Consider the following 12,963-nt stretch of genomic DNA (forward strand, 5'->3'; position numbering starts at 1 on the left):
CTCGGGAGCATGTGGCCGGTTCAGTGGAGCGGCGGTGAGATCGTCGGTGATAGGCGAGCGATTTGTAGCCGTCGAGTGGGGGTTCCGTCAAGCGTTTGTGCCGGTGGGGGTTCCGACTGGGTGCGGTCGGCTGTGCGCCGGGGCAGTTGGCTCTCGTGTAACTCCCTTGCATGGTGGTCTTGTTGATCGCCTACGGCCTTGCAAACCATGATCTCGGTCATACGATCGGAGTCGCGTTCCTGATGGGCTTGCATCGAACATTAGAGCGATCTAGGAGGATGTAAGCTTGATCCGCAGACACTCCATCCTGGCATTGCGCTGCCTCGCCGCAGGGGCAGCCATCGCGTTACTCGCGGGAGCGGGCACGGCCGGCGCCGCCGATTTCACCCCCAACGCCTCCACTAAGGCAGCGCCGTCCACACGGCCGGCCGCCGGACCAGAGAGCGCGGCCGCCGGAGCACGACCGGTCTCGGGCAAGAACCCCTCGGCCGGGCCCCAGTTCTCCAAGAGCGGCAGCACCTGGCAGGTCATCGCCCCGGAGACGGTGCTGCGCAACACGGTCACCGACGCCGACGGCGACAGGAGCAACCTGAGTTTCGAGGCCTGGACCACCGACGCCAGCGGCAAGCCGAAGACGCAGGTCAAGCTGACCGACGCCAACCCCCACGGTGTTCTGGTCTCGCCGTTCGTGGCCTCCGGCCAGACCGCCCAGGTCACCGTCGACTACGGGAAGCTGAAGCCGGGCGTCCTCTACACCTTCCGCACGTCGGCCTTCGACGGCAGCCTCTATGAGACGTCCTGGTCTCCGTGGGCGAACTTCAAGATCAACCCCTATGCGACCTTCCCGGCCCCGCAGGCCTCGTCCACCATCGACCCGATGGCCCAGAGCGTACGAGAGGTCACGCGAAGCGACCCGGGCCCCGTGACCGCAGCCCGCAAGGCGAAACCGAAACGCACATGCTCCCCGGCCGACGCCCAGGGCCGCACGCTGTGCATCGAGGTCAGCCCACCGTCCAAGCAGGCCAAGAGGACCCCGCCCTCCTCCGCGCCCGCCGTCGAACTGGTCGACTGGTGCGTGACCAAGCCGCACGGCAAGGACTACATCACCCGCTCCGAAGCCTGTCTGAAGAGCGTCGGCCAAGCCACACTGATCTTCCTCGACACGGACCCGACGAGCCCCGCGCTCGGCACCGCCACCTTCGACATCGAGCAGTCGATCAAGACCTACCCGAACAAAGGCTCCAGCGGGAGCAACTTCGCCGAGTTCGACCAGCAGCTCATCCTGACCCCGCGCCACATCGACGCGGCGCTTCAGGGCGTCACCCTCAAGTGGAACGTGGGAATGGCCTGCAGCTCCTGCGTCACCTCGCAGACCAAGTGGGTGGACAGCCTGAACAAGCCGTCCGACGCCCACTGGGCCTACGCCAACGACGGCCGGCCGTACGAGTCCAGCTGGGGCACCGTCCAGACGACCTGGTCCGGAACGGGCAAGGAGACGATCGACCTCGGCTGGTCCATCACCGCCACCGTGGACGCAAGCAGCGCCGCGACGGCCACCGCCGACTTCGGCACGAGCGGCAAGGCGCCTGTCCGCGAACTCGCCCCGCGATGCGACGACATCCTCAAAGGCGCCGCCCCCGGCTGCGCCCTGCCGTTCTACAGGCCGGTCTACACCATCGACACCAACCTCTACCCGGCCGCCGGCGCCTACTACTGGCTGATGCAGGAGAAGATGCCCGGCCACCCCGGCTCCCTGAAGTGGGACTCCTTCCTCCGCTACCTGGGCCCGGACACCACGGTGAAGCATCCGGTCACCGGCGCCCCGTGGACGTCGAACGACAGCCGAGGCAAGGTCTGCCCCTCAAGCTGGACCGCGCACCCCAGCGATGCCGACCTCGGCGCTCTGAGCTGTGACGAGTACGCCATGGCCTCCACCCATGAGAGCGGAGGCTTCCCGGGCGGCCCCAACCAGGTCGCCTCCGGCAACGAATGCGCCCAGCTCTACGCCGACAGGCTCGGCGACGGCAGCAGCAACTTCGGTCTCCTCGCCGACGTCCGCGCCGCGAAGGGCGGCCCCTCCTGGAAGGAGAAGTGCGGCCGGGCCGCCGTCCCGGCGAAGCAGAACTCCGAAGCGTTCAAGAACCTCAACCCCGCCACCCTGCGTCTCCTCGACAGCGACGGCTTCTTCGTCAGCAACCCCGGCTTCGAGCACTGCGCCAACGCCAACACCACCTGCGCCTGGCGCAAGGTCGGATAGCCCCTCCCGCCGACATCGGGTGGGGGCCGGCGACGGCCAGCCCCCACCCGATGTCAGCCGGCGAGCGGCGTCCAGCCCTCGGGAGGGTCACCCCGGTACCCCCACGCCAGACCGCCGTCAATCAGCCCGGGCTCCAGACCGGGGAGAAGGGACGGGGCCTCCAGACGATCCGCCGTCTCCTCCAGATAGACGGACAGCGACGCGAACCGGGGCACCCGCTCGCCGAATTCGCCCCACCAGCAGACCTCACCGCTCTCCGCGTCGAGATACAGGCCGGAAGAGGCGTCGACGGAGGTGTAGGACGCGAACGGAATCCAGTGTGCCTTCCACAGACCATCGCCGGCCGTCTCCATGCGGGCCCGGTACACCCCCATCGCGGCGTCGAGGTCCATCAACGCCCAGTTGTCCAGCAGGAACACCGCCGGGCCTCCGCCCCGGACCCCCGCGCACAGACGCCACAGAGCCGTCAACGACGGCGGAAGGACCCGGCCGAACGCCCCCTCCGCCACGGCAAGGTCCTCCTCCCCCGCACCCGGACACAACGTCGCGAACGACGCCGGGGCGTGCGCGGGCAACCACGACTCGACCCGCCGCCACGCCGCAGCCGCCTGACGCGCCTCCCACTCCCCCAGCCCCGAGTCCGGCGCATCGGCAGGATCTGGCCCCTCAGCGCCGGACGCGAGCGGCCGCGCCGCCTCGACGGCCCTGACCTGCACCCGCCCCTCCTCCAACAAGGGCGGGCCGTAGGCGTAGCGAACGATCAGCTCCGGGCAGTCCTCGAACATCTCGCCGTCGACCCTCACCGCGTACAGAGGCTCGCCGCCCGCCTCCACCGGATCACCTAACTCCGGATCATCCTCAAGCTGCCCGCACACCACCTTCACGGCGTACTCCACGCCTCTGCCGAGCTCCCTGCACCGCTCCTGCACGTCCGCCGACACATCCACAGCACGCTCCCCTCAGTCGCCGGCCCCCAGACTCTCAGACTGAACCCAGCCTCCCGGAAGGGGATCCGGCAACGGTCTTCACGGCCTGGCGGCGACCGGGCGGCAGCGCGGAACCTGCCCTTGCTGACACGTCCCGGCGGCGCGGGCCTGCTCAAGAACGACCCCCGCGCGGGCGGGGACGACAGCGGAGTATCCCCGCGCAAGCGGGGACGACCACGAAGCCGGCGCGGCTCCCGCGGAGGACACGGGGAGTATCCCCGCGCAAGCGGGGACGACACTTCCTGACCTGGAGAGTTGTCACGTGATCATGCTGATTTCCTTTACATGTATCAGGACAGCTCCCCGGCGCTGATGCTGTGCCGACACTGACGACGCCAGGTTCGGTAGTACCCCGTATCTGCCGACATGGCTGCCGCGCCGCCGGTTTCCCACATCGTTCACCGACATCACCGCCAGCCCACAATCCGCAGACCAGCAGCGCTGGCTCACCCGAACCATCGGGAATGACTCAGCCCGACCGTACAGACATAATGCCAGCGCCGAACGAGCCCGCCGCACCTGCGGGGTTGACACTGGGCTCGTCCCGCGAGCTGGTGTTGTTTCAGCGTCGGGTGAGGCGGGCGGGATCGATGTCGAAGGTGAACGGTTCGGTGAGCGCGGTGGTCTCCCCTGTCTGGACGACTCGGTCTGTGTAGCTGCCGCGTTCGAGGCGGCCGAGGTAGAGACGGGGCGCGGGCTCAAGTTCCAGCCGCCAGTAATACGGAATACCCGCCGCGGCGTAGAGGGCGGGTTTCATCTTCCGGTCGGTGACCCGGGTCGAAGGCGAGGCGATCTCGACGACGACCAGGACGTCGTGTGCATCGACGGTCAGGCCGGCGTCTGCCGCAGCGTCATCGTCGATGACCGCGATGTCCGGGATCAGCAGTCCGTCCGGGACCACCACATTGACGGCCTCCAGCACCTCCACCGGAGCACTGGCTGCTTCGACAGCCGCATCGAGGAGGGCAGCGAGCCGATGACTGGCCCGCTGATGCGGGACGCCGGGGCTCGGGCTCATCACCAGCGCACCCCCGACCAGCTCGATTCGGTTCCGAGGGTCTTCAGGCAGGGCCAGGACGTCGCTAAGCGTCCAGGGACCGGAATGACCATTCGTTGCAACACTCACCTCTTACCTCCGGTGCGCTCTGGTACCGAGTCTGCCCCGCCGCCCGGCGTGATGTCCGCCAGAACGGCATACAGCCCGCGATCAGCCTCAAAACCGTCCGGCTGACGACCCCGGACAGTCATAATGAACCCCGGGGGACGTGACAGCTGCCGGCACTGCGTGGTCCTACCCGCCATGCTGTCGTTCAGACGCCGGAGCCGCCACCACCGAGCCGCACCATATAGAGACCGCTTTCAAGGATCTGCGCCCCGCAGCCGGCCCGAAGGACGACCGCCGCTCATGCCCCGCCCGGGCAGGCCGCTCTCCGCCCCGGGGCTGCGGTTCATGGCCGCCCCGAAGCGCGACCGCTACCTCCCCGTCGGCAGGCCCCAAACGAGCACTACGCCGGCGGCCTGATCCCCGACCGCTTGGAAAGGCGACCCGCCGCACCCTGGACCGGACACCGCCACGCCAGCGGGGACCCGACTGGGTGTAGAGCATCTGCTGGAACGCATCCACAGGAGCATCCCTGCGGGGCGGTCGCCTCCCTCCGTCCGGACATCTCGGTCATATGCGCTTGGACCCTGCTCCGCCCTGTCATTGCCAATTGTTTGCTGAACATTTTCGGGGAAGAGGGGATGGCGGTGAGGAATCTGCCTTCAGTAGCATGTTCACAAACAAGCCGGTGTGTCTTCCGTTTGGCGAGAAGTAGCTTCATTCGATGATCATTTTCCGCCTCCTGTGTATACGTCAAAGGCGAAGATTCGGAATCTGCGATCTGAATCCCCGGGAATCGGCAGCCCTCCGCGCGATCGCTGCTGCGCGGAGCGTCAGCCGAGCCCGTCAGCTCTTCGAGCGCCGGAGGGTTGGCCGGCTCGCGCTGCACGGAAAGGGTGCTCTGCCAGGAGGTTAGGAGAGCCTTCCCAGACCGCGCCCTCGCACGGGTGCGGTCTGGGCGGTGTGAGCGGATTCTCGGAATGTCCCAAGAGCGCCCAGGAGCAAAAGAGGAGACAAAGCGTCAGACTGTGACCGGCATATGACCTGAACGGGCACATGATCATCCTTGGATGGCGCTACCCTGAATGTCCATTCGCTCACTTCCGGTTCAGACCCGGAGGTGACTGCGGCATGCCCAGACGCCGCACCATGGACTAATCCAGGAGACGACGATGAACCGACCGCACACTAGCAATCCCGCACGTCTCGGCGAAAGGGTCAGGTCTAGTCCAATTCTCCGGATCCTGAGGGCCCCCGGACAACCACGCCGAATCCTGCAGGTGCGATCGGACACACCCCGCCTACGGCACGGAGAGCGGGGTCCGCACGCACGGAACCGCCAGGAGGCTGACGCTCACTCGAGCAGAGCGTATCCGTGAACAGCCCTGGTCAACGTCATAGTTGGAGACCGACGGCACCCGTTGGCGGTACCCGTCCTCGACCCGGCGCATCACCCGTCAGGTGTAACGTGGAGTCACCGTCCGTTGCTGGGGGCGCAACAGGCGAAACGGAAGCAGCAAGCCTTCGACGGGTCCCCCCATCGACGGCCGGACCCAGAGGAGACACGCCTCCAGTGAGGCACGACGGCGAAGAGCGCTGCCTCGCAGCGCCGTTGGGCGGTGGTGGAATTGACCACCGCGCTTGACCCGCTGCTCCGCTCGGCGCTCAGCATGCGTCCGAGGCTGAACGTGTACGTGGACGAGACCGGCGACCGGGGCTTCGGCGAGAAGTCCTCGCCCTTCTTCGCGATGACCGCGCTCCTCGTGCCTGAGGAAGATGACAGCGACGTCCGCTTCACCGCCGGCGGGCTGCGCGCGTTCATCGGGACCGGTAAACCGCTGCACTGGGTGGACCACTTCAAGGCGAAGAAGCCCGACAGGCGGCGCATCGCGGCGCAGAAGCTGGCCCTCATGCGCACGGCGAAGGTCATTCACGTGATCACACCGAAGGCCGAGGTCGCGACGGACGCCGGCGTCCGAGACGGAACCCGCTTCTACAACTACAGCACCAGGCTCCTGCTGGAACGAGTCGCGCACGCCGCCCGCAACTGGCCGGGAGGATCACGGCTCGCCGTCACCCGGCTGGGAATCGTGAAGGGAATGGACCACGCCGTCACGGCCGCCTATCTCGACCATGTACGGCGTACGGCACAGCACGCGAGCGTCCCCTGGAACCACATCAAGTGGCCTCTCGCATGGCGGGGAACCGACTGGGACGGCATCCAGCTCGCAGACATCCACGCCGGACTCCTGAACGTGGCGCTCAGCGGGAAGCCGTCCGACAGCGCCTGTGCCAAAAATCTCCTGGAATGCCGTCACCAGCTGTACCGTCCCAACGGGACCGCCCTCGGCTGGGGCGTGAAGGTGTACGGGAACACCGGCTTCGTGACCGATCGCTCCTGGTGGCCGGAATGGAACAGGATCTAGCGGCATGACAAAGCCCCCTGGCGGGCTCCGGGGGCCACTGCCACTCTACGGTGGAGGATCCAGTCACCTGGTTCCGGCCTGATCCCGGCAGCCCTCCAAGGGGCTCTGTTTTACCTTTAGACAATACCGAACACTGAGGCTGATCACTCCTCCAGGGGGCCTTCATTCTCGGAATTCACCCATGTGCGCCACCCAGAACACATCCACTGCACCTGTGTGGTCACTCTGCGTGCCCTTCTGCAGAGTGACCGCGAATGCTTCGGCAGAGAGCCGCACCGCAGGCGCGGCAGAGCGAGAACAACGGCATTCCTCAAGCGGAGGCCTTTGTTTCGCGACTTCTAACGGCGGATGACCCGCGACCTCACCGGCCTCGAAGTCCAGTCCAGCGGCACTACCTCCACGAGTCAGGACTGAACCCTGCCCTTCCGTTGCCCCAGGCCCGCCCCCGCGATTCCCGCCTGGCCTCCTACGACATTCGGCTCCGCCTGGCGGCGGCCGAGAGGGCTTCGCACGAAGCCGCCCCTGCTCCGCGTTCCGTCAGCGCGCCGACGCGGGCACCTCACGTGCTGCGGTCGAGTGCAGATCACCGGCTGGCGGATACCCGCCTATGGCCGTCTCCGACGCCGATCGCGGCCTCCCAGAGATCAGCCGCCTCGCTGCCGCTCTGCCGCACGGTGCAAGGAACATCCTCGCGCAGGCGGGGCACCATGCGAGCGTTCAACCCACTCTCAGGAGTAGGAACGGGCTAAGGGTTGTCCCGTAATTGATCTCCGGCGTGCTGGATGACCTGTTTGTTTCTTCGTTATCCGGCGAGGGTGAGGTTGTGCAGGCGGGCGATGCCGAGCATGGCGTGGTGGACGCCGTCGCCTTTGAGACGGCAGTCGCGGAGGATCTTCCATGCCTTCATGCGGGCGAAGGCATGCTCGGCGCGGGCGCGGACCTTGCGGTGGGAGGTGTTGTGGTCCTCTTTCCAGGCGGGGAGTTCGGACTGGCCGCGTTCGCGGCGGTGGGGGATGACCAGGCCGGTGCCCCGGTAGCCGCCGTCCGCGATCACCGTCGTTCTGCCGACGGCGGCCTTCGCTCCGGAGAGCTCCCACGCCTTGCAGTCGTTCCGGTTGCCGGGCAGGGGCCTGCCGACGGCGACGACGAGCCTGGTGTCCGCATCGATGACGACCTGGTGATTCGTCGAGTACCGGTAGTTCTTCGACTTCTCGGCCACCTGATGGTCCCGGGTGGGGACCAGAGTGCCGTCCACGATCAGAACGGTGTCCTTACGGAACCGCTTACGCGGCTGGAGCGCAAGCGCCGGGCCGAGATGGTCGACGATGCGGTCCGCCGCCGACTTCGACACCCCGAACAGCGGGGCGAGCTGCCGCAGGGTCAGGTTCGTCCGCCAGTACGCGGCGACCAGCAGCACACGGTCCTCCAGCGGAAGACTCCACGGCCGGCCCCTGCGCACCGGATCGGCACCCTCCCGCCGCAGCGTGGTCACCAGCCTGCCGAACTGCCGCGCACTCAACCCGGTGAACGGACCTATCCAGGACGGCTCCGACGCCGTAATCACACCAGCCACAACAAGATCATCTCACCCGTGACCTGAATTTACGGGACAACCCTTAGCTTGATCTTTAACGTACGGTGTCGAACGGTGTGTCGTACTTGATCACTCGGTTCGGTAACCGCCGTACACGGAAGCGGCCTTCGTCTGGATCATGTGCTCCGACCAAGGACCACACACGTCCAGAGCGAAGGCCGTGAGGATGCGTCTGGCGCATCGTGATGCCCGGCGGGAGCCGCTGGCGGAACTGTCACGTTTCCGAGGCGAGTTCTATTCGTGTCTCACCGCTCGTTCGGATGCGCTGTTCGCGCTGGCCGACACGGTTCTGTGCGGTGACGGGCCGGTGAGATCACTGGTCGAGCTGTCGCTGGTGGGCGAACACCGCCGTGGTCACGGAGGGCTCTACGCCGCTGTCGCCCGGGGCCGAGTCGACGCGGACCGGATGCGGCGGGCCCTGGCCTCCGTGTCCCTGCCGGGGGCCTTGGACGGTCGGCTGGTCCTGGCCGTCGATGTCACGTGCTGGCTGCGGCCCGACGCCCATACCTCACCGCAGCGGATCCTGTGTCACACCTATGGCCGGGGCAAGGACCAGCACATCCCCGTTCCCGGGTGGCCGTACTCGATCGTCTGCGCGCTGGAGCCCGGCCGCAGCTCGTGGACCGCGCCTCTGGACGCGCTCCGCCTCGCCCCCGGGGACGACGCCGCCACCGTCACCGCACGGCAGTTGCGCGAACTCCTCGAGCGGCTGATCGCCACCGGGCAGTGGCAGTCCGGCGACCCGGATGTGCTGGTCATCGCAGACGCCGGATACGACGCACCTCGCCTGGCCCACCTCCTGCGAGACCTGCCGCTCCAGGTCCTGGCCCGGATGCGTTCGGACCGCGTACTACGCAGGCCCGCACCGCCGCGGCAGCCCCACACCATGGGCCGGCCGCCGCGGCACGGCGGCGAGTTCGTCTTCGGGCAGCCTGCGACCTGGTGCACGCCGGACACCGCCACCGTCGCCGATACGCGCCTCTACGGCACCGCCACCGCCCGGTCCTGGGATCGGCTCCACCCCAAGCTCACGCACCGCTCTTCCTGGGCCGCAGCCGACGGCGCCCTCCCGGTCGTCGAGGGGACGGTGATCCGCCTGGACGTCGACCACCTGCCCAGCGGAGCGACCCCGAAGCCGGTCTGGCTTTGGTGGTCAGGCACCGGCGCCACCGAGGCGGACACCGACCGTCTGTGGCAGGCATACCTACGGCGCTTCGACATCGAGCACACCTTCCGCCTGTTCAAGCAGACCCTCGGCTGGACCTGCCCGAAGATCCGCACCCCCGAGGCGGCGGACCGCTGGACCTGGCTGATCCTCGCCGTCTACACCCAACTGCGACTGGCCCGGCCACTGGCAGCCGACCGGCACCGTCCATGGGAGAAACCCACGCCGTCCCACCGCCTCACACCCGCCCGCGTCCGCCGCGACTTCCGCCACATCCGCCCCAAGACCGCCTGCCCGGCCCGAGCACCGAAACCCACCCGACCCGGACCTGGACGACCTCCGGGGCGCAAGAACACACGGCCCACCCCACGCCATGACGTCCACACACCCAACAAAACGGGCACCACGACATCCCTCAAAACAAAGTCGACGACCCCACGACCCCGCCGCACAAGTTAAAGATCAAGCTAGGCCGTGTTTTAGAAGTGGTCTCGTTCTCTTGTCTCACGCCGTGATGATCTTGGGGTGGGACGAGGGGATCTTTCTGACGGGCAGTGGGCTGCGCTGGAGCCGCTGCTGCCGGTCGCGGTGCTGGGCAGGCCAGCGACGGGCCGGCGGAAGCTGATCGACGGCATCCGGTGGCGGGTGCGGACCGGTGCTCCGTGGTTCGACCTCGGATCATGGGGAGGGCGGCCGTGTTCCTGGGTCAGGTCCGGAGCAGAGAGGCGTGGATACGGGCGATGGCCCTGAGCACCTCGTCGCGGTTCTTGGCGTGCTGCATCCATGCGGGCAGGCGGGCCACCACGGTCATCTTCCGGCCGTGGTCGTGCCAGGGAATCCCTTCGCGCAGCGACGCCTGCACGAATCGTTTGATCAGGTCCAGGTGTTCCGGGTTGTAGGCCCACACCCACCCGTGCCGGGTCCCGGTCTGCAGCCACAGGCGGGCACCGAAGTACGGGTCTGTGGCCGACTCGTGCGGGTCCCAGTGCAAGGCCACATATCCACTGCTCCACTCCCTCGCCGTCCCGCAGTTCCGGCAGACGAGACGCCTTGGCGCAAAGAGGTCCGGATCGTGCACTCCGGTCGGCTCCGGTCCTGCCACGACGTGCGCGACCTTGTCGCAGCTGGGGCAGCGTACGAGAACGGAGGTGAGGAAGTCGTACTTCGTGCTCCGTGGGTCCCGGAACCGATGGCGTGTGGAGATCGGACTCATCGGACCAGTATGCGAGCCGAGCAGCGAAGACCCCCTACGGGTTAGATGCCAAGTTGAGAGCCTGTGCGACATCTCGCCACTACGTGCCCTGTCGATGCTGGAGTAGGCATGGTCAACTAGCGGAGTGGATCAGGTACTTACGACCTTCATCGCAGTGGCGGGAACGCTCATCGGTTCTCTTCTGGGGTACCAGTTCCAGAAGCGTGTGGCAGACCGGAGCGAACGCCGCAGCGCCGTCCTCGCCTTCACCGCTGCGACCAACGAATTCATACGGAGCCAACACGACTGGTGGCATCGCCAGCACGAGGAACAGGACGGTCCGGCGCACGTGGCAGCCAGAACGGAAGCCTTCCGGATCCGCGGCCAGGCCTTCCAGGCCGTTCACCAGCTCCGCCTGCTCGTGCCCGATGACGACCTGCATGCACGGGCAGAGCAGACCATCGGGATGATCGGTGCCCTTCACCGCGCAACAGACCGCGAAGAACTGCGGACGAAGTCGGTCGAGGCACGGGCGTCCCTCAACTCCTTCGTCGTACACGCTTCAGCCCAGATCAGGTAGACGGCCGACGATTCTCGAACAGGTACTGACGCCTCAGGACCACCAACCAGAGCCCGAGCATTTCGCAACCTTGAGTCGGACGATCCAGCACCGCTTCGTCCGAATGAACACTGCGAGCCACAGGCCACCAGCAGACGTCTCGCAACCTCAAAGCGGACAGGACACCGTTGGTGGACCTGGACCGCGAGCTACCCCCGCACGGGCGGGGACGACGGCGCTGTGCTGGGCTGGGGCTGCAACGCGGCGGAGCTACCCCCGCGCGCGCGGGGGTCGGGAGCATCCCGCGGGCGCGATCGACATGATCACCCTGCCGTGGCGCGCTCACCCCGACTTCAACACCGCCCGCTGGCGCTCCCCCGACTTCTACGACCCCGCACACGAGGGCGAGATGGCCGCCTACCACCGGAGAAACCTCCGGTGAGCGCCCCGTTCAGGCCGCTGACCAATCGGATAGCCAGAAGATCTGGGTTCCGCCCGAGTGCGGGTCTCTTCGTCGTACGCGGTGGCGGCGACTACCGCGGAGATGGCGGGCTGGCGGGCGTCCCGTGCTGACGGATCTCTCGCCGTGGCCTGGGCCATCGGCTACCGTGGCATCTACGCGACTCCGTGGGTGCACCTGTCGGAGAAGCGGCTCCCACCCCGGGCGGGAACCCCAGGATGGGAGCCACACAGGAGGGTTTTCCGGCCTGAGCCTCATAAGTCGGGGCTCAGGTCGCCCCTTAGCGCTTCAGCCACCTCCCCAGCTTCCACGCCGCCCGGACCATCAGGTCCTCACAGCGCTGCCACAGAGTCGGCTTCCGCTTCCTGCGACGCCCCATGGGCGCCTCCCCTCAGACCGGCCACCGAAATTCCCGGCTGGCGGCCCTTCCTTCGGGCTCGGGCCGGGCCCCGAAGGCGGGGGCCCGGACACGTCCGTTGAGGGGAGGCGCACCGCAGTGCGTACCGGCACCGTACCGGTGCCGCACCACGCTCTTCTGCCGCTCCGTCAACCCGGCCGAAAGTCGATCACCCGTACGTGGGCCCGCGGCGGACGAGCTTCGTCATACCACCGCACCGGACGCCTGCTGCGGTGAGAGTGGCCCCGGCGCAGCGCGGCGGCCTCGGTCGCCGCGGCCTGGCGGCGCCGCTGGACGCGGGCCTGCTCGATCGCGGTGGGCGCATCGTCCGCGACGACGTCGGGCTCGGGGAACGCCCGGCGCGACAGCTCCCGCATCGCCTTCGTCTGCCGCTCCACCGCTGCCGCGATCCCCGGATCCACCCGGGACGGCTGGGCGGCCTGGCGGTGCGCCTCGACCGCCCGGCGGTAGCCGTCCGACAGCGTCCGGCGCTCCACCGGAACGTCGGGCGCGGCCGGCTGCGTGACCGGGTCGGGGCTGGCCCTCATGGGCACGGGCGCCAGGACGTGCAGGGCGCGGACGTTCGCGTTCGGCACCCGCTCGTTGGCCGCCACGATCAGCTTCGGCGCGTTCCAGCGCAGCTTCGTGCCGCAGGGCGGGGCGTCGGGGACGACGTCCAGGCGGCCGGTGTCCGCGTCGAACGCCACGCTCCTGGCCCGCCCGGTGAGCTCGGGCACGACCGCGGCGAGGATGGCGTCGAAGCAGGCGAGGACGCTTCCGCCGGCGGCCGGGGCGACCATGCCGCGCTCGGTCATCATCCGGCTG

At 67.9% G+C, this 12,963-nt stretch carries 10 protein-coding genes and 1 pseudogene; 5 read left to right on the forward strand and 6 right to left on the reverse strand.

The features are described from left to right. The first annotated feature begins 286 nt into the window (after positions 1 to 286). Positions 287 to 2,257 (forward strand): hypothetical protein, encoded by a 1,971-nt coding sequence (locus FF041_RS21825; RefSeq protein WP_153524353.1) that lies wholly within the window; start codon positions 287 to 289, stop codon positions 2,255 to 2,257. A gap of 53 nt (positions 2,258 to 2,310) precedes the next feature. Here the strand turns inward: FF041_RS21825 and FF041_RS21830 are convergent, their stop codons facing one another. Together FF041_RS21830 and FF041_RS21835 are read right to left on the reverse strand one after the other, a co-directional pair. Next, the gene (locus tag FF041_RS21830; protein WP_323392364.1) at positions 2,311 to 3,204 is read right to left on the reverse strand and encodes an SMI1/KNR4 family protein; all 894 of its coding nucleotides are present in this window, start codon (positions 3,202 to 3,204) and stop codon (positions 2,311 to 2,313) included. Between the two features lie 601 nt (positions 3,205 to 3,805). Continuing rightward, positions 3,806 to 4,369, reverse strand: coding sequence for a Uma2 family endonuclease (locus FF041_RS21835; protein ID WP_323392365.1), 564 nt, complete (start codon positions 4,367 to 4,369; stop codon positions 3,806 to 3,808). Between the two features lie 1,604 nt (positions 4,370 to 5,973). Here FF041_RS21835 and FF041_RS21840 point away from each other — a divergent pair. Next, positions 5,974 to 6,771 (forward strand): DUF3800 domain-containing protein, encoded by a 798-nt coding sequence (locus tag FF041_RS21840; protein ID WP_153524354.1) that lies wholly within the window; start codon positions 5,974 to 5,976, stop codon positions 6,769 to 6,771. An 802-nt stretch (positions 6,772 to 7,573) separates the two neighbouring features. Here FF041_RS21840 and FF041_RS21845 read toward each other — a convergent pair. Further along, positions 7,574 to 8,344: a transposase gene (locus FF041_RS21845; protein WP_323392367.1), complete on the reverse strand. Its 771-nt coding sequence runs from the start codon at positions 8,342 to 8,344 to the stop codon at positions 7,574 to 7,576. 187 nt (positions 8,345 to 8,531) lie between these two features. Between FF041_RS21845 and FF041_RS21850 the strand changes: the two genes are divergently transcribed. Further along, positions 8,532 to 9,989: an NF041680 family putative transposase gene (locus tag FF041_RS21850; protein WP_153524355.1), complete on the forward strand. Its 1,458-nt coding sequence runs from the start codon at positions 8,532 to 8,534 to the stop codon at positions 9,987 to 9,989. 66 nt (positions 9,990 to 10,055) lie between these two features. Next, a pseudogene (locus FF041_RS21855) lies at positions 10,056 to 10,205 on the forward strand (transposase); the annotation flags it as partial. 31 nt (positions 10,206 to 10,236) lie between these two features. Here FF041_RS21855 and FF041_RS38030 read toward each other — a convergent pair. Continuing rightward, the gene (locus tag FF041_RS38030) at positions 10,237 to 10,743 is read right to left on the reverse strand and encodes a hypothetical protein (RefSeq protein ID WP_194292116.1); all 507 of its coding nucleotides are present in this window, start codon (positions 10,741 to 10,743) and stop codon (positions 10,237 to 10,239) included. A 112-nt stretch (positions 10,744 to 10,855) separates the two neighbouring features. Next, positions 10,856 to 11,206 carry a hypothetical protein gene (locus tag FF041_RS21865; RefSeq protein WP_153524356.1) on the reverse strand — a complete coding sequence of 117 codons (351 nt, stop codon included), beginning with the start codon at positions 11,204 to 11,206 and terminating at the stop codon, positions 10,856 to 10,858. A 394-nt stretch (positions 11,207 to 11,600) separates the two neighbouring features. On the opposite strand from FF041_RS21865, the gene FF041_RS40105 reads away from it, so the two are divergent. Beyond that, complete coding sequence (locus FF041_RS40105; protein ID WP_267133212.1) at positions 11,601 to 11,723, forward strand: hypothetical protein; 123 nt, start codon at positions 11,601 to 11,603, stop codon at positions 11,721 to 11,723. A gap of 564 nt (positions 11,724 to 12,287) precedes the next feature. On the opposite strand, the gene FF041_RS40110 is transcribed toward FF041_RS40105, so the two are convergent. After that, positions 12,288 to 12,956, reverse strand: coding sequence for a DUF721 domain-containing protein (locus FF041_RS40110; RefSeq protein ID WP_267133213.1), 669 nt, complete (start codon positions 12,954 to 12,956; stop codon positions 12,288 to 12,290). Positions 12,957 to 12,963 lie beyond the last annotated feature (7 nt).

The organism is Streptomyces jumonjinensis (assembly GCF_009600885.1).
GTDB lineage: Bacteria > Actinomycetota > Actinomycetes > Streptomycetales > Streptomycetaceae > Streptomyces > Streptomyces jumonjinensis.